Below are 16,061 nucleotides of genomic sequence, written 5' to 3' on the forward strand. Positions count from 1 at the left end.
TTAGTGTACCGTCCGGACGGTGGTGGTTGCAAATGCAACCAATGGCGGTCGGGAGGCGCGGATCCGGCCCGCCCCGTGCCTCCCGTCCGGTGGTCGACCAGTCCCCAGGTCAGGAGGACTGGTCACAGGTCAGGCGGACTCGCGCACGACCAGCCGGTGGCGGACGACCCGCTCGACCGACGGGCCGGACCGCGGCAGCGAGCCGTCGAGCATGCCGAGTGCCAGGTCGACCGCGTGCCGCGCCACCTCGTCGAGGTCGACCGCGAGCGTGGTGAGCGTCGGTGCGACGAGCGTGCCGAGCGTCAGTCCGTCGATGCCGATGACGCGGACACGGTCGGGGACCCCGGCGTCGGCGCGACGGCAGGCGGCGAGCGCGCCGAGGGCCATCACGTCGTTGAACGCGACGACGGCGTCGAGTCGGGGGTGTCGCTCGAGCGCCGCGGTCGTCCCCGCGGCACCCGCGTCGGCCGAGGCCGCGGTGGCGACGACGTGCGCCGGCAGGTACCCGCGGCGGCGGAGCGCGTCGAGCAGGAGGGCGCCACGGGTGCTCGGCTCAACCGACGCTCGGGCGACCGTGGGCGCGTCGAGGACGAGGGGGTGCTTCACGCCGACCGAGACCAGGTGGTCGGCGAGGGCCTCCACCGCGTCCGTCGGGTCGAGCCGGACGGCACCGCGTGTGGGGACACCGTGCGGGTCGAGCTCGACGACCGGCACCGGACCGAGGCGTTCGATCCACTCCGGTGCGCGGGCGCCGAGGTAGCCGATGACGACGTCGCTCTGGGCGCCGAGGTCCTGCACCGACCGGTCCGAGTCACCCGCCAGGCCGACGTCGGCGAGCATCACGTTCCACCCGCGGGCTGCGGCCAGTCGGAGGACCGCCGCGGCGAGTTCGGGTGAGTACGGGTTCCGCAGGTCGTCGACGAGCAGTCCGAGCTGGTGCGCGCCGCCGGAGACGAGGCCCCGACCGAACCGGGACGGCCGGTAGTCGAGCGCCGCGGCGGCGGCGAGGACCCGTTCCTTCGTGGCGTCGCTGATCCCCGGCAGACCGTTCACCGCGCGGGTGACCGTCTGCCGGGAGACCCCGGCGGCCGCGGCGACGTCGAGGATCGTCGCGCGGCCACCGGCGCCGGTCAGCTGCGGAGGTCGAGCCATGCCACCTGCTCGGGCGTGAGGTCGACGGTCAGGCCGAGCATCGACGAGCGGGCTTCGGCGATGGTGCGCGGGCCGAACAGCGGGAACGTCGGGAACGGCTGGTGCAGGACGTAGGCCAGGGCGATCGCGGTCGCCGGGACGCCGTACTGCGCGCCGAGCTCCTCGGCCCGGCGCAGGCGTTCGAAGTTGGCGTCCGAGTAGTAGCAGCGGACGAGTTCGGCGTCGCTGGTGTCGTCCGGACGCGCCCGGCCGGTGAAGAACCCGCGGGCCTGCGACGACCAGGGCAGCAGCGGGACCTGGCGCTCCTCGAGCCACTGCTTGGACGCGGCGTCGGTGACGTGCTCGCACCCGGCCCAGGGGACGTCGAGCGCCTCGGCGAGTCCGAAGTGGTTGCTGAGCACCTCGAACCCGTGCTTGCCGTTCGCCGCGGCCCAGGCGTTCGCCTCGTCGAAGCGGGCGGGGGTCCAGTTCGATCCGCCGAACACCCGGATGCGGCCCGCACGGCGGTGTTCGTCGAGGACGTCGACGAACTCCCCGACCGGGATGTCCGGGTTGTCCCGGTGCATCATGTAGACGTCCGCGTAGTCGGTGCCCTGGCGTTCCAGGCTCTCGAGCAGCTGGCGGGTGAGCGACTCCGGGTCGCAGTACGGCGTGTGGGCGCCCTTGGTGATGACGACGACGTCCTCCCGGATGCCGCGGTTCCGGATCCAGGCGCCGAGTCGGCCCTCGAGCACGCCGCCGCCGTAGACGTAGCCGGTGTCGAAGACCGTGCCGCCCTGTTCCACGAAGTGGTCGAAGATCGCGCTCGCGTGCGCCAGGTCGGGCTGGTTGTCGACGCCCATCACCAGACGGGAGACGCGCTTGTCGATGCCGGGGAGCTGGCCGTACGTCATCGGGGCGTGGGACGCGACGGTGAGCGGGCGGCCGCTGACGGTGGGGATGTCGGCGGTCTCCGCCTCGAACGGGTAGCGCAGGCCGATCGCGGCGCGCCAGCGGTCGAGCGTGCGGGCGGCGGCGAGGCTCTCGTCGGTGGTCATCTGCGGGGTGTCGACCCGGCCGGCACGGAGGGCGTCGATGGTGGCGTCGGCTTCGAGTCCGTAGGGGGCGGCACCTGCGAAGGACGTCTCGGTCGGTGCGGCGTCGACCGTGCGGACCTCGATCACCGGGTCGCCGCCGATGGTCCAGGGGTCGCGGAGCGTGATCGTGCCGCGGGTGCCGTGCACGACGACGGCGTTCGTGTCCTCGACCTGGACGCCGGTGCGGAGGCTCGCGGTGATGCCGGTCGGGTACGTCGCGCTGGCAACGGTCCACTCGTCCACCCCGGTCGGCCCGAGGGTCCCCACGGCGTGCAGCTCGACCGGTTCGGCGACGCGGACCCCGGTGGCGGCCTGCACGATCGCCGCGGTCATGGTGACCGGGTAGCAGCCGACGTCGAGGATCCCTCCGCCGGCGGTCTCGACGTCGAAGAGCCGGCCGGTGCGCTCCTCGGTCCGGAACGCGAAGGACGCGTCGACGTGGGTGACGGTGCCGATCGCGCCGTCACGGACGAGGTCGAGGAAGGCGGCGGTCTGCGGGTGGAAGCGGTACATGAACGCCTCGACCAGTGGCAGGCCAGCCTGGCGGGCGGCGTCGACGAGCGCCATCGTCGTGCCGTGGTTCGGCGTCAGCGGCTTCTCGCAGAGCACGGCCTTGCCGGCCCGGAGCGCCGCGAGCACGAGGGCTGCGTGCCCGGTGTGCACGGTCGCGATGTAGACGGCGTCCACCCGCGGGTCGGCGAGCACGTCGTCGTAGGTGCCCGCGGTGACGTCGGGGAACCCGTGCTCGGCGGCCTCGTCCGCGAAGGCCTGGGCCCGCTCGAGTGACGAGCTGCCGGCGGCGACGAGTCGGCCGCTGCTGCTGGACAGCTGGGCGAGGAAGCGGCGGGCGATGCCCCCGGGGCCGAGGACCGCCCAGCCGGGGGTCATGTCGTTCGTGGTGGGTGTGGGGGTCGCGGTCTGCGCTGACATGCGGATCCTGTTCGTCGTGAACCTTCACGGTCGGAGCGAGGCTAGCCGCGGACAGCCCGCAGAACAAGGGTGCGTGAACGTTCACGGCGACTGTTCACCTCGGTGGGTCCCTAGACTCGTGCGCATGGCAAGTGCTCGCGACCGCGTCCTCGACAGCTTCGTCGCCATCGTGTGCGAGGACGGCGAGCGTCCCGCGACCCTCGACGCCGTCGCCGCCCGCGCCGGTGTCTCGAAGGGCGGACTGCTCTACCACTTCGGCTCCAAGGCGGCCCTGGTCGAGGGGCTGTGCGAACGACTCGCCGACCTGTCCGCGCTGGACATCGAGCGGATGCGATCGGCCGAGGACGGTCCCGCGCGCTACTTCGTCGAGAACTGCCAGTTCGTCGGCAGTGAGCTCGACCTGGCCCTGCTCGCCGCCTCGCGCCTGCAGCAGGCCGGGTACGAGGAGGCCGGCCGGACCCTCGACGAGACCGAGAACGCCTGGCTCGCCACCCTGGTCGACGCGCTCGGGGACGTCCCCACAGCGCAGGCCGTCAAGCTCCTGGGCGACGGGCTGTACCACGCGGCGTCCCTCGGGGCGGCGAGCGACGTCCGCCCGGACCGGGCCTCGGTGGACATGGCGGCACTGCTGCAGGTCGTCGACCGCCTGATCGCGACGAAACCCGCTCCGTGAACCAGCGCACCCGGTCCTGGGGATAGACTGAGTTCGTTCTACCCGCTGATTCCCGGAGGTACCACCGTGGGCCGCGTCATCGCTGCTGTCTTCTCGATCCTGCTGCTGCTGGTGTCGATGTACCTGTTCGGGTTCGCGTTCCAGGTCGCCTCCGGCCAGGCCTTCGTGTTCATCGCCGGCGTGCTGCTGATGAGCCTCTCCTTCTTCCTGCCGATCCACGTGTTCGGCAAGCGGTAGTCACACACCGCACACGCAGAACGGCCCCGCACCTCTCGGTACGGGGCCGTTCTGCGTACAGCCGCAGGTCAGGCGTTGGTGCGCAGCTCCCGCAGGGTGACGGCGGTGGCGATGGCGGCGTGTGCGGCCTCGGCGCCCTTGTCCTCCTTCGACCCGGGCAGCCCGGCACGGTCGATGCCCTGCTGCTCGTCGTCGAGGGTGAGCACACCGAAGCCGACGGGCTTGCCGGTCTCGATCGCGACCTTCGTCAGCCCACTCGTCGCGGCGTCGGAGACGTACTCGAAGTGCGGGGTGCCACCGCGGATGATGACGCCGAGGGCGACCGCGGCGTCGAAGCCCGACTCCAGCGCGACCTTCGCGACGACCGGCAGCTCGAAGCTGCCCGGCACGGGGACGACCTGGGCCGTGGCGCCGAGCCGTTCGATCTCGCGCTGCGCCCCGGCCAGGAGCCCGTTCGCGATGACGTCGTGCCACTGTCCGGCGATGACCGCGACCCGGATGCCGCTGCCGTCGACGAGCCCGCGCTCCGCCGCTCCTGCTCCGCTCATGCGTGTGTCCCTTCGGTGCGGGCGACGTCCGTCGCCCGGTCGGCCGCGTCCAGCCAGGTGGCCAGCGCGGCGATGGTGATGACGGGCACGCCCTCGCGTGTCCCGAGTCCGACGAGCTCCGGCAGGCGCATCATGCCGCCCTGCTCGTCGACGATCTCGCAGATCGCCGCCGCGGGCCGCAGCCCGGCAGCGGTGACGAGGTCGATCGCGGCTTCGGTGTGCCCGGCGCGCTCGCGGACCCCGCCGGCCCGTGCTCGCAGCGGCACGACGTGCCCAGGGCGGTGCAGGTCGGCGCGGACCGACGTCGGGTCGGCGAGGACCCGGAGCGTGCGGGCCCGGTCGTGGGCGCTGATGCCGGTCGTCACGCCGACGGCCGCGTCGACCGTGACGGTGTACGCGGTGCCACGGACGTCCTCGTTGTGCTGGACCATCGGCGGCAGGTCGAGGGCATCGGCGATCTCGGCACTGACGGGCGCGCAGATGAACCCGGACGAGTGCGCGACCGTCCAGGCGATCCACTCCGGGGTGGCGAGTTCGGCGGAGAGGACGACGTCGCCCTCGTTCTCACGGTGCTCGTCGTCGGCGACGATCACCGGGCGACCGGCCGCGATGGCGGCGATCGCCTGCTCGACGGAGGAGAGCCCCGGGGCGGCAGCCGGAGCGGTGACCGCCGGCGAGACGGGGGCGGTGTCGGCGGCCATCACCGAGCCTCCGCCCCGACCGGCGCGCCGGCGGCGACAGCACCAGCGGCACCGGCGGCAGCAGCGTCCAGCCGCAGCATCCGGCGGACGTGCCGTGCCAGGACGTCGGTCTCGATGTTGACGCGGTCGCCGGGCACCCGCGCACCGAGCGTGGTTGCGGCCAGGGTCTCCGGGATGAGACTGACCTCGAACCAGGCGGCGTCGGGCGCCGTGGACTCCGGCGACACCGCACTGACCGTCAGCGAGACGCCGTCGATGGCGATCGAGCCCTTGTCGACCACGAGCGGGCTGAGCTCCGGCGTCAGCGCGAACCGCACCCGCCGCCAGCCGTCCCCGTCGTCGGTCTCGAGGACGGTCGCGGTGCCGTCGATGTGGCCCTGCACGATGTGGCCGCCGAGGCGGTCCCCGACCGAGGCGGCGCGCTCCAGGTTGACCCGGTCGCCGGACCGCAGCGACCCGTGGGCGCTCATGTCGAGCGTCTGCTTCATGACGAAGGCGGTGAAGGTCTCCGGGGTCTGCTCGACGACGGTCAGGCAGACGCCCGAGACCGAGATCGAGTCGCCGTGCTGCGCGTCGGAGACGACGAGCGGGCCGCGGACGGTGAGCGCGACGGAGTCGCCTCGTTCGTCGACGGCGGTGACGGTGCCGAGTTCCTCGATGATGCCGGTGAACACTGGTGTCCTCTCAACGGGACTCCAGGGCGCGCGACGGACGTCGGCGGGCGGCAGGTGGAGTCGCAGAACGACCGTCACCTTCCGTCAGCGCTTCCTCCCGTCCGGACTTTCACCGTCGGTCCCGGAATTGCACCGGGTCAACCCCGCCCCGGGCGGACCCGGCGCGGCGCTCGTGGACTGTCACCACCGGTTCGGACTTGCACCGACCCCGGAGCGCTTGCGTGTCCCCGACGATACCCCAGCCCCCCGACCGTCGCGGGCGGACCATCCGCCGGACGTCACGCGGCGTCTCGGAGGCGTGGCGGGCCTCCCGTCCGACGGCCGGTGCGCCGACGCGGACTCGACCAGCAGCGGCCACCGGAGGCGATCAGCCGCGCCCCTGCCGCGCCCGCTGGGCGTGCTCGCTCGCGCCCGCTGGGCGTGCTCACCCGCGCACACCGGAGGCGCGCTCAGCCGCGCCCCCGGACCAGGGCGAGCGCCTGCCGGAGCGACAGGTCGGGCAGGTACGCGCGGACCACCGCGACACCGATCGCGGGCAACGCGACCGGGTCCGGGTAGGCGAGGACGAGCGGTTCGAGTTCGGGGCCGAACTTCCGCTTGAACCGCAGCAGCGAGCGGAACCCGTAGACCGGCTCGAGGACCCCGCCGACCAGTTCCAGCAGCGTCTCGACGCCGTCGCCGGTGGACCCGGTGCCGGGCGTGCGGGCGAGCGGCGCGGCGGAGAGGCCGAGCCGTTCCGCACCCTGCTCGCGCATCACGTCGGCGGCCGAGGCGACCAGGAACTCCATCACGCCGTTCGGGGCGTCGGTCCGACGTCGCATCACGTCGAGCGTCCAGCCCACCACGCGGCCCTCGCGGTGCGACGGCAGCCAGCTGGTGACGCCGAGGACCGTGCCCTCGGCGTCCTGGGCGACGAGGGTGCGGACGGCGGGGTCGCGCATCTCGTCGAGGCTGCCGAGCGTGAAGCCCATCTCGGGGAGCTCGCGGTCGGCGACCCACTCCTCGGAGATCGCCTCGATCTGCCGGGTGGTCGCGACCGGCAGGTCCTGCCACGACGACCAGGTGGCGGTGAAGCCGGAGCGCCGTGCCTTGTTGACGGCCGTGCGGACGTCCTGCTTCCGGCTGCCCTTCGTCGTCCAGCCCCGCGGGTCGAACGACGCGTCCTCGGCGACCGGCAGCGTGCGCCAACCGAGCCGGGTGAGGGCCGAAGCGCTGGTCGTGTCGATGCCGTGGAACACTGCCGTCCAGCCGTTGTCGTCGCAGTACCGGGCGAACTCGGTCAGCGCCGACACCCGCGCGTCCGGCCACCCGAACGGGCCGAGGGCCACCGCGACGGTGCCGGTGCGGCGGTAGGCGACCCCGGCACGACCGTCGGCGGTGAACCAGTGCGCGCTGCCCGGCCACGTGGCCATCCACCCGAACGTGTCGCCGCCACCCGCGACGAGCAGGGCACGGGCACGCTCGCGGTCCACGGCGGACACGTCGGCGTCGGTCGCACCGGGCGCCGCACCGGCCGGTCGGATCGCGGCGACGGCGACCACGGCCCAGAGCAGCGGCCCGACGAGGCTCAGCACGGTCCGGAGCCCGGGGTCCCGGATCGGCAGGTCGCGGTGGTGCACGACCGGTGACAGCGGTCCGAGGACGGCGACCACCAGCCCGAGCGGGTCGTGCACCCGCACCGGCGCGGCGTCGGCGCTGATGAACACCACGGTCGCCAGGACCGCGGCGGCGGCCAGGACGGTCACCGCGAACGCGACGACCCGGCGCCGGGCGACCGCGACCGTGAAGGACCGCCGCAGCAGGACGAGGACCAGTGCGGTGACGAGCGGGACCGCGACGGACGCGGCGATCGACAGCCCCACGACGAGGTCGTCCTCGGACCCGCGGAGCTGGTCGACCCGGCCGGGCACGTGGGTGTAGGTCACGGCGGCGGCGATGCCCGTGACGGTGTCGACCACGACGACGAGCCACACGGCGAACCGGCTGCCGCGGAACAGCCCGATCGCCCCGACGACGAGCACGAGCAGCGGCGCGATCGCCAGCAGCAGGGACCAGGGGTCCGTCGCACGGTAGGTCAGCAGACGGTGCAGGCACTCCCCCGCGACGCCGTCGGCACGACAGGCGGACGGCTGGTCGGCCGGCCCCATCCCGACGACCGCGGCGATCGGCGCGAGCAACCCGACCCGGGCGCGTGACACCAGCGCGATCACCGGTCCCACCGCCGACACCAGGACGACCGTGCCGAGCAGCACCCGGGTCTCGCGGTGCGAGCTGCGGGTCCAGCCGGTGCGCTTCGGGGTGCGTCGGAACACCTCGCCGAGTCCCCAACCGGCAGCCGTCGCGACGACGGCGGAGAGGTCGGCGGTGTGCCCGGCGTAGAGGAAGAGGGTGAGGACGACGGCCAGCGCGTTCACCCGGATCCGACGGCGCCAGAGCGGACCGGCGAACGCACTCGCGGTGGTGACCGTGCCGAGGATCGCCGTCCAGGGGTCGAGGCCCTCCGCCCCGGACAGCAGGGCGGCACCACGGCGGCCGTCCGGGTCGATGACGCCGACGACGGCTGCGGCCGCGGCGCCGACGACGCTCGTCGCCAGGAACGCGGAGACCGTCCGGCGCGACCCCATCAGGCGCTCGGAGGCGCCGACCAGCAGGACGACACCGGCGAGCGTCAGGATCAGGGCGAGGACACCGGTGGTGACGGCGAACACCCGGAAGGGGACGAGCGCGTCCGGCACCGGTCGTCCGTGTGCGAACCGCAGCGCCGCCGCGGTGATGGAGGCCACGAGCACCAGGAGCAGGACGACGGCCGTGACCGGGTGTCGGGTGACGGCGTGCCGCACCGACCGGGAGGCCCGCCCCACGTCACGCAGGACGCGCGCGGCCGCCTCGTGGCCGGCCTTCGGCGGGGCCGCGGGCTGCTCCGGAGCGGCGCTGTCGGGTGCGCCCTTCGCGGTCATCGACGGACCCCGTCCACCGGCAGGCCGAGGTGGGCGATCACGGTCGGGAGGCCGCGGCCGAGGACGTAGCGGACGGTGTTCCAGTCGTGGGCCGAGCCCGGCGAGACGATGAGCGTGGTGGCGATCCCGGCGCGTTCCGACGCGGCACGGAGCGCGAGCGTCGAGGCCTTGTAGGGAGCGTCGTCCTCGCCGTACCCGAACACGGTGAAGTGGTCGTGGTACGGCGTGTGGGCGGCGAGCAGGGCCTCCGGCGTGGCCTTGAGGTAGGCCGGACGCGAGCCGCCGAAGCCGACCGCGATCGTGTGCTGGAGGTCGCCGTTCGCCGGGGCGATCTCGCTGGAGATGGCGAGGGTCGTGCCGAACACCTCCGGGTACGCGCTCGAGAACTGCATGGCGCAGGTCGCTCCCTGCGAGAAGCCGCCGATGCCCCACGCCGCACTGCCCGAGGCGACGTCGAGGTGCTGGTGGATCCACCGGACCGTGTCGGTCATCACGTAGGTCGCACTCCGCCCGAGACGACGGCTGTCGACGCACATCGGGTTGTGGCCGGGGGCGCCGAGCTGGTCGGGCGAGACGACGATCGGCGCGATGCCGTGGTGCGTCGACGCGTAGCGGTCGAGGAACGACCCGAGGCGGCCGGTCTGGAACATGTCGGACGGCTGACCCGGCTGCCCGGAGAGCGCGACGAGCACCGGCAGGGTCGGCGGGTCGGCGACCTGCGCGGCCGGCGGCAGCCAGACGACGGCGGGGCGGGCGTGGAAGTGCGAGACCGTCGCCGGGATGCGGACGGCGATCGTGCGGCCGTGGCCCGGCATCCCCTTCGGCGCGGTCCAGGTCGCCGCGTCGACGATCCGGGCACCCGGACGCGCCGCGTGCTGGTGGTCGAGGGTGCTCAACGGGTAGGGGTTCGGCGTGACGGCCTCGCCGATCGTCCGGTACGCGCCGAAGTCGACGTTGATGCCGAGGCCCGCCGTGAGGGCGACCGCCAGGGCAGCGCCCAGCCCGACGATCCGTCGGCCGTTGCCGCCCTGCACCAGGACGACCAGGAACAACAGGACCGCGGCCGCCGTGAAGGCGACCCACATGCGCGTGACGGGCGTGAAGGACACCCCGAAGAGGTCCTGGACGTCGCCGAACCACCAGACGGCGACCAGGCCGATGCCGGAGCCGACCGCCATGGCCGCGATCCGCACAAGCACCCCGGGGAGGCCCCGGTTCCACCGGCGTCGGGGCGGGTGCTCCGACGCGTTCGCACCCTTCGTCCGGCCGTGGGGTCCGAAGACCGTCAGGAGGACGAGGACGACGGCGACGACGTCCACCGGCACGAGGACGGCCGGGAGGACGATCGGGAGCTGGAGCAGTTCTGAGGGCACGCGTTCATCGTGCTGCCGTCCAGCTGACGCACAGCCACTGGTCGGCTGCCGCTGTGTTCAGCAAGCGACTGTGGCCGTTCAGGAGGCGTACAGCACTCCCACAGGACGGGTCCTGATCAAGACTCATCACCTTGTGGTGAGTGTCGCCCATCGAGCTCGTCCACCGGTCGCTCCGGCTCTGCTGCGTGGCTCTCGCGGTCCTGCTGGCGAGCGACCCGCGGTCCGAGCGCGAACAGGAACGTCCCGGCGACGGCGCACGCGATGGTGGCTGCCAGCAGTGGTGGCCACGGCGTGGAGTCCGTCACCGCCGCGAGCACCGTCAGGAGGACCAGCGCCGCCAGCAGCGGGCCGAGGATCCATGCCAGCCAGAGTCGGTACCTGCGCATCATCACCTCATGGTGCACTGGCTTCTCGACAGGCGTCCGACTCACGGCAGGCGCGCCCCTCGGCATCGACATCGCTGGCTTCGCCCGCCACCGACCGTGAGTGACGGAGAGGGCCCGGGAGGGTCAGAAGTACATGCGCCCCTGCGCGATGTCAGCCTCGGCCTGCCGGAGGGCCCCTGCGACTTCGGGGTCAGCGCCTTCGAAGTCCGCGGCCCGAGAGCCGAAGTCGGTGAAGCGGTGCATGACGATCCACAGCACGAGGAACACCGCCAAGACCACGCCGGTTGCGATCCACCACCACATGCGGGCAGCGTAAATGCGACCGACTGAAGGTGCAAGCACTGAGATGCGCCGTTGCACCATCGTCTCCCTGCCCGATCAGAGGATGAGCGCGACGGGGACGGACCCTGCTGTCAGGACGAGTGCAACTGGCCAGAACCAGTACCTGAACGGACGACGTCGACGCCATGCGTGAGTACCGAACGCCGCCAGGAAGATGACCACGAGCAGGACCGCCACACCACCGACCTTCGTCGCTCCGCCGAGCGCTTCATCCCGGTTCATCTGCGCGACATCGAGGTCGTTGTCGGTCGGTCCGGGCCAACCGAAGCTGCGTGCTTCGTCGAGAGCCATCGCGACCAAGGACGCGATGACGAACAGCACGACGGCGAAGGGAACAGTCAGCAGGCACGCGAGCCAGGCTCGTCCCGTTCCCGTGTCAGTAGAACCGGACTGGTTGGTCACACGACGCACGGTACGGGATCCACTGCAACGAGAGCGCGTCCCGTTGCCAGATCAGCGGGGCACGACTCCGAACCCGTCGTCATCGAGTGTCCGGTCGTCGCAAGTGACCCGGGTCGCTCTCGTAGCGGCGGTGTCGTCCGTGGGCTCGGCCATCGTGGTCTGACCGTTCTCGCCGCGGGTGCCGTCGAGCTCGATGGGTGTCACCGCGATCTGGTCGATGTCCGATGGGGCGCCCGCGGGTCGATCCGCGAGGAGTCCGACCAGATGGCGCGCTCCGTTGATGCTCGTGCATCCCACGCCGGTGCCGTGTTGCCCGGTGAGGTCGAACTGGTACTGGTCGCCCTCGGGGTTCGTGACTGCCTCGAATGCGCAGCCGGTCCAGCGGTACAGATCGACATCACGGCTGCCCGCGACGAGCATGACGACCGGTCCGTTGCCCTGACCGGACACGTCGGCGACCAACGCAGTGGCTTCGGCGCCGCCGGACAGGTTGCGGGGACTCACGGAACTGTGAGACCGGTGCTCGTCGTCACACCGAACCGGCCGTCCTCGGTCACCCACTGTCGGTCAGCCTCGAGATCCCCGTCCACATCGATCGTCGAAGCGGTCCTCGCACCGGCCGGGACACCGTCATCGGATGCCGGGCAAGGCTTCGATGCCTTGGCTGAGGTCGGCGTCGGTGTCGGTGTCGAATCACTCGAAGCAGCTGGTGGCCGCGATGTCGGTTCGGCGGCCGTCGGCGACTCACCCGTCCCGCTGCACCCGGTCAGCAAGACGAACGACATCGCCGTGGCCACGAATGCGCTGGTGCGCAGGACAGTGCTCCCCGTCGAACTCATCGGATCAGGGTGACTCCTGTTGCATCAGCCACGCAACCTCCACGCGCTTCGTCTGGTCAACGAATCCCCTACCGGGCTTCCGGACGAACGTCGTCGTCCTCTGCGTCCAGCGAGGCCAGGTAGTCGGCGTTGCCGCGCAAGGCCGGCTTGTACCGGTCGAGTTCCGGGGCGTCCACGTGATCCGCGAGGAGCACGAGGAGGCTCGCGAGTGCGGTGTTCGGCCGGCCATCGGCGTGGAACGTCAGGGCCTCGAAGGCTCCGAGGGCGACGGACTCAGGGAACTCAGCCCGGGCCCGCGCGAAGGCCCGGAGCGAGTCGTCGATGCGGCCGAGGTTCCGGAGGGTGCTCCCGTACTGGAGGAAGCAGCGGCGCCGGAGATCTCCGGTGAGTCCTCGTTCCATCGCTCGCTCGTAGAAGCTGAGCGCCGTCGACTCGGCTCCCGCCGTGTCGTACGCACCCCCGAGCTCGTAGAGGACTCGAGGGTGCTCCGGGTGCTCCTCGTGGATGGGGAGCAGCGCGTCGATGGTCGGCTGCATGTCCTCGCGGTTCCGGGCGGCGAAGATCGCATCGAGTTGCGCGTCGATCGCGTCGGACATGGTCGGCCGCTCCTCCCGTTCGAGCAGTCACGCGACCGCGCCGAAACAGTACCGGCCGTCTCGATGGCCGACCTCCACCGGTCGGCGGCCGAGGTCGTCCGATCGAGGCCGGTACCTGGAGCAGGCCCCCGCTGCCGCGCCCGGCGCCACCGTCCGGTCACCCGCGGGTCAAGTGCTGTTCACCCGCTGCCGCTACCCCTGCTTGTCGGACCACTGCCCGAGGTCCGACATCGGAGGACCCATGAACACCCGCGCCGCGCTCTCCTGCGTCGCCGTCGCTGCCATCGCCTCGCTGATGGTCGCGGTACCGGCGCACGCCGACGACGACACCAACCTCTACAGCAGCAAGCAGCCCTACATCGCACCCAGCAAGTCGGACATCCACGCCTACTCGCCGGCGCCGACCGGCTACGCACCCGTCGCCACGGAGTCGGTCGCCCGACACGGATCCCGGGGGCTCTCCGCCTACAAGTACGACGCGCTGCTGCACCGTCTCGCCGCAACCGCACAGGCCGAGAACGGGTTCCTGACGCCGGAGATCGGGAAGCGCTTCTCCGCGGACCTGGATGCCATCGCCGCCGCCAACGTCGCGAACGGCTACGGCATGCTCACCGGCCAGGGCGCAGCCCAGCACCGCGGCATCGGAGCCCGAGCCGCGCAGCGCAACGCGCCACTCTTCGCCGAAGCGGCACGATCGGGCGGACGTGTCGTCGCCGAGACATCGGGTGAAGCCCGCGCCACAGCGTCAGGCGAGAACTTCCTGAAGGGCTTCGGGCTCACGGGAGTCACGCTCGAGCCGCGCCCGGACCTGCTCTACTTCCACGAGGTCGAGAACCCGGACGGCACCGAGAAGGCCGTGGGCTCCCCCGAGCGCGAGCGCGCCCAGGCCTACGAGGACTACATCACCGAACAGACCGGCGACGGCGGCACGATCGCGGCGGCCTTGCACTACATCGAGGCGAAGCCGCGATCGGTCCAGGCGGCGGACGACGTGCTCTCCGGCATCTTCACGCCCGAGTTCATCGCCGCGATCGGCACGGACAAGGCGCACACCTGGTACAACACCGCCGACGGTTCCAAGGGCGGCGCGGTGACGTGCGCACCCGGCGCTGACACGAAGGCCGATCCCGATGCCTGCGGCGATCCGAAGAAGTCGATCAAGACCGCCGTCGATGCGGCGATGGCGCTGTACAACCTGTACATCATCGCGGCCGACATGCAAGAGGAGAACGTCGCTCCGCACCGGTTCGACTTCGCGCAGTACTTCGCGGGTCGGCCGGCGGATGCTGAGTGGTTCGCGTACCTGCTCGACGCCGAGGACTTCTACGAGAAGGGCCCGAGCCTCGCCGGGCATGACGAGACCTACTCGATCGCCAAGCCCCTGCTCGACGACTTCTTCTCCACGATCGACGCCCGCGCCGCTGGTGGCAACGTGGTCGCGACCTTCCGCTTCGCGCACGCCGAGACGATCATCCCGTTCGCTGCGCTGCTGCGTCTGCCGGGATCCACCGTGGCCGCGCCCGACAACGCCGCTCCGAAATCGGACGCCGACGTCTACGACGACGCCACCAATCCGTGGCGCGGCTCCGAGGTGACGCCGATGGCCGCGAACGTGCAGTGGGACGTCGTGTCGCGAGCGGGCATCGACCCGGTTACACGAGCGGCCTACACCCCGCTCGTGCGCATGCTCTACAACGAGCGGGAGATCGCCTTCGCCTCTGGATGCCGTGCGGTCGCCCCAGGGTCGCACTGGGTCAAGGAGACCGAGCTCAAGCGGTGCCTCACCGGCACGGCGATGACCGAGAGCCCGCTGATCACCGAAGCCGCGCCTGCGCCGACGCCGACCCCGACCGTGACGCCCGCTGCTGCGCCCACGCCGACCTCGATCGCGACACCAGCGGCTCAGGGCGCCGGCACACCGACGACCGGGGCGAGGGGCACGCTGGCCGCGACCGGAGCGCAGTCGCCGCTCGAACCGGCGTTGCTCGCGACACTGTTCCTCTTGGCCGGTGCCGGAACCCTCGTGCTGCGTCGCGCACGTCGTCACACTGAGTGACACCGAGTGACCCCGATGCGGAGTGGCGGCTGCGCGAGACCGCCGCTCCGCCGTGCCGCACCCGCCCGGAAGACGCCACCAGCCCGACTGTGAGCAGGGCATGCGGGTGCGGAGCACCGGGGGTCCCGGTACTCCGCACCCGTTCAGCGGGTCGTCGTCAGTGGCGGCGCCGCAGGGTCATCGTCCCGAGGCCGGCCAGGAGCAGCAGCAGTGCCGCGAGGGCCGGGAGGACCGGACGGTCCGCTCCCGTGTAGGCGAGCGTGCCGGCGGTGCCGGTGGTGCCGGTGGCCGTGCGGGTCGTGCTGACCCCGCTGCCCGTCGCCGTCGTGACGACCGGGGTGGCAGCGGAGCGGGTGGTGACCGCCGCCGCCGGGGTGACCAGCGCGGCCGGGGTGGTGACCGGGGTGGTGGTGCCGGGGTTCGTCCCCGTCGCCGGGGTGACTCCGGTAGCGGGATCCGTGGTGCCCGGGTCCGTCGTGCCCGGCGTGGTCGTGCCCGGCGTCGTCGTACCCGGCGTCGTCGTACCCGGCGTCGTCGTACCCGGCGTCGTCGTGCCCGGCGTCGTCGTGCCCGGCGTCGTCGTGCCCGGCGTCGTCGTCCCCGGCGTCGTCGTCCCCGGGGTGCTGCTGGAACCGTCGCCGATGACGCCGATGCCGTTCCCGCCGATGGTGACCGGGATGGTGATCACGGGGATGACCTGGGTACCGGAGCCGATGCCGCCTTCGCCGGAGGTCGTCCCTCCACCGACGGGCGTGCTGCCGGTGCCCGTGCCGGTGGTCGAACCGCCGGTGCTCGTGCCGTCACCGATCACGCCGATGCCGTTCCCACCGATCGTGACCGGGATGTCGATCACCGGGATGACCTGCGTCCCGGAGCCGACACCGTCCTCTCCCGAGGTCGTCCCGCCCGAGACCGGCGCGCTGCCGGTGCCCGTGCCGGCGCCGGTGGTCGAACCGCCGGTGCTGGCGCCGTCACCGATCACGCCGATGCCGTTCCCACCGATCGTCACCGGGACCGACACCACGGGAGCGACCTCCGTGCCGGAACCGACACCGTCCTCCCCGGAGGTCGTCCCGCCCGAGACCGGCGCGCTGCCGGTGCCCGTGCCGGCGCCGGTGG

At 72.2% G+C, this 16,061-nt stretch carries 17 protein-coding genes and 1 riboswitch; of the genes, 4 read left to right on the forward strand and 13 right to left on the reverse strand.

Annotation, left to right across the window (positions count from 1 at the left end):
- Positions 1 to 129: 129 nt before the first annotated feature.
- The gene (locus QCD68_RS11030; RefSeq protein ID WP_301223037.1) at positions 130 to 1,152 is read right to left on the reverse strand and encodes a LacI family DNA-binding transcriptional regulator; all 1,023 of its coding nucleotides are present in this window, start codon (positions 1,150 to 1,152) and stop codon (positions 130 to 132) included.
- Entirely contained in the window at positions 1,131 to 3,158 is a 2,028-nt protein-coding gene (locus QCD68_RS11035; RefSeq protein WP_301223038.1) for an aldo/keto reductase, read from the reverse strand. The genes QCD68_RS11030 and QCD68_RS11035 overlap by 22 nt, the downstream gene beginning before the upstream one ends.
- Before the next feature lie 124 nt (positions 3,159 to 3,282).
- Between QCD68_RS11035 and QCD68_RS11040 the strand changes: the two genes are divergently transcribed.
- Entirely contained in the window at positions 3,283 to 3,831 is a 549-nt protein-coding gene (locus QCD68_RS11040) for a TetR/AcrR family transcriptional regulator (RefSeq protein WP_111074392.1), read from the forward strand.
- A gap of 66 nt (positions 3,832 to 3,897) precedes the next feature.
- Complete coding sequence (locus QCD68_RS11045) at positions 3,898 to 4,068, forward strand: hypothetical protein (protein ID WP_181439189.1); 171 nt, start codon at positions 3,898 to 3,900, stop codon at positions 4,066 to 4,068.
- A 68-nt stretch (positions 4,069 to 4,136) separates the two neighbouring features.
- On the opposite strand, the gene ribH is transcribed toward QCD68_RS11045, so the two are convergent.
- From ribH to QCD68_RS11090, 9 genes are all read right to left on the reverse strand, one after another.
- Positions 4,137 to 4,616, reverse strand: a complete 480-nt coding sequence (ribH, locus tag QCD68_RS11050; RefSeq protein ID WP_301223039.1) for a 6,7-dimethyl-8-ribityllumazine synthase — start codon at positions 4,614 to 4,616, stop codon at positions 4,137 to 4,139.
- The gene (ribB, locus tag QCD68_RS11055) at positions 4,613 to 5,317 is read right to left on the reverse strand and encodes a 3,4-dihydroxy-2-butanone-4-phosphate synthase (RefSeq protein WP_441005182.1); all 705 of its coding nucleotides are present in this window, start codon (positions 5,315 to 5,317) and stop codon (positions 4,613 to 4,615) included. Before ribB ends, ribH begins: the two co-directional genes overlap by 4 nt.
- The gene (locus tag QCD68_RS11060; protein WP_301223040.1) at positions 5,317 to 5,991 is read right to left on the reverse strand and encodes a riboflavin synthase; all 675 of its coding nucleotides are present in this window, start codon (positions 5,989 to 5,991) and stop codon (positions 5,317 to 5,319) included. Before QCD68_RS11060 ends, ribB begins: the two co-directional genes overlap by 1 nt.
- Before the next feature lie 85 nt (positions 5,992 to 6,076).
- Positions 6,077 to 6,210: riboswitch (FMN riboswitch) on the reverse strand.
- A 230-nt stretch (positions 6,211 to 6,440) separates the two neighbouring features.
- On the reverse strand, positions 6,441 to 8,948 hold the full coding sequence (locus QCD68_RS11065; protein WP_301223041.1) for a DUF2156 domain-containing protein: 2,508 nt from the start codon (positions 8,946 to 8,948) through the stop codon (positions 6,441 to 6,443).
- Positions 8,945 to 10,321 (reverse strand): alpha/beta hydrolase, encoded by a 1,377-nt coding sequence (locus QCD68_RS11070; protein ID WP_301223042.1) that lies wholly within the window; start codon positions 10,319 to 10,321, stop codon positions 8,945 to 8,947. Before QCD68_RS11070 ends, QCD68_RS11065 begins: the two co-directional genes overlap by 4 nt.
- 116 nt (positions 10,322 to 10,437) lie before the next feature.
- Positions 10,438 to 10,707, reverse strand: a complete 270-nt coding sequence (locus QCD68_RS11075) for a hypothetical protein (protein ID WP_301223043.1) — start codon at positions 10,705 to 10,707, stop codon at positions 10,438 to 10,440.
- A 123-nt stretch (positions 10,708 to 10,830) separates the two neighbouring features.
- Positions 10,831 to 11,010, reverse strand: coding sequence for a hypothetical protein (locus QCD68_RS11080; protein ID WP_301223044.1), 180 nt, complete (start codon positions 11,008 to 11,010; stop codon positions 10,831 to 10,833).
- A 75-nt stretch (positions 11,011 to 11,085) separates the two neighbouring features.
- Positions 11,086 to 11,451: a hypothetical protein gene (locus tag QCD68_RS11085; protein WP_301223045.1), complete on the reverse strand. Its 366-nt coding sequence runs from the start codon at positions 11,449 to 11,451 to the stop codon at positions 11,086 to 11,088.
- Positions 11,452 to 11,502: 51 nt separating this feature from the next.
- Positions 11,503 to 11,955: a hypothetical protein gene (locus QCD68_RS11090; protein ID WP_301223046.1), complete on the reverse strand. Its 453-nt coding sequence runs from the start codon at positions 11,953 to 11,955 to the stop codon at positions 11,503 to 11,505.
- Between the two features lie 15 nt (positions 11,956 to 11,970).
- On the opposite strand from QCD68_RS11090, the gene QCD68_RS11095 reads away from it, so the two are divergent.
- A complete protein-coding gene (locus QCD68_RS11095; protein WP_301223047.1) occupies positions 11,971 to 12,303 on the forward strand; it encodes a hypothetical protein in 333 nt (110 codons plus the stop codon).
- A 55-nt stretch (positions 12,304 to 12,358) separates the two neighbouring features.
- On the opposite strand, the gene QCD68_RS11100 is transcribed toward QCD68_RS11095, so the two are convergent.
- Entirely contained in the window at positions 12,359 to 12,886 is a 528-nt protein-coding gene (locus QCD68_RS11100) for a tetratricopeptide repeat protein (RefSeq protein WP_301223048.1), read from the reverse strand.
- 241 nt (positions 12,887 to 13,127) lie between these two features.
- Here QCD68_RS11100 and QCD68_RS11105 point away from each other — a divergent pair, with 241 nt between their 5' ends.
- The gene (locus tag QCD68_RS11105; RefSeq protein WP_301223049.1) at positions 13,128 to 14,942 is read left to right on the forward strand and encodes a histidine-type phosphatase; all 1,815 of its coding nucleotides are present in this window, start codon (positions 13,128 to 13,130) and stop codon (positions 14,940 to 14,942) included.
- Positions 14,943 to 15,099: 157 nt separating this feature from the next.
- Here QCD68_RS11105 and QCD68_RS11110 read toward each other — a convergent pair.
- The coding region (locus QCD68_RS11110; protein ID WP_301223050.1) for a hypothetical protein at positions 15,100 to 16,061 on the reverse strand (962 nt) is incomplete at its 5' end.

The sequence above is a fragment of the Curtobacterium sp. PsM8 genome (genome assembly GCF_030433875.1).
Classification (GTDB): domain Bacteria; phylum Actinomycetota; class Actinomycetes; order Actinomycetales; family Microbacteriaceae; genus Curtobacterium.

Excerpts from the sequence above, each read along its gene's own strand:
- QCD68_RS11065 (WP_301223041.1), bottom strand. The coding sequence starts at position 8,948 with ATGACCGCGAAGGGCGCACCCGACAGCGCCGCTCCGGAGCAGCCCGCG.
- QCD68_RS11035 (WP_301223038.1), bottom strand. The coding sequence starts at position 3,158 with ATGTCAGCGCAGACCGCGACCCCCACACCCACCACGAACGACATGACC.
- QCD68_RS11030 (WP_301223037.1), bottom strand. The coding sequence starts at position 1,152 with ATGGCTCGACCTCCGCAGCTGACCGGCGCCGGTGGCCGCGCGACGATC.
- QCD68_RS11040 (WP_111074392.1), top strand. The coding sequence starts at position 3,283 with ATGGCAAGTGCTCGCGACCGCGTCCTCGACAGCTTCGTCGCCATCGTG.
- QCD68_RS11080 (WP_301223044.1), bottom strand. The coding sequence starts at position 11,010 with ATGTGGTGGTGGATCGCAACCGGCGTGGTCTTGGCGGTGTTCCTCGTG.
- QCD68_RS11075 (WP_301223043.1), bottom strand. The coding sequence starts at position 10,707 with ATGCGCAGGTACCGACTCTGGCTGGCATGGATCCTCGGCCCGCTGCTG.
- ribB (WP_441005182.1), bottom strand. The coding sequence starts at position 5,317 with ATGGCCGCCGACACCGCCCCCGTCTCGCCGGCGGTCACCGCTCCGGCT.
- QCD68_RS11100 (WP_301223048.1), bottom strand. The coding sequence starts at position 12,886 with ATGTCCGACGCGATCGACGCGCAACTCGATGCGATCTTCGCCGCCCGG.
- QCD68_RS11105 (WP_301223049.1), top strand. The coding sequence starts at position 13,128 with ATGAACACCCGCGCCGCGCTCTCCTGCGTCGCCGTCGCTGCCATCGCC.
- ribH (WP_301223039.1), bottom strand. The coding sequence starts at position 4,616 with ATGAGCGGAGCAGGAGCGGCGGAGCGCGGGCTCGTCGACGGCAGCGGC.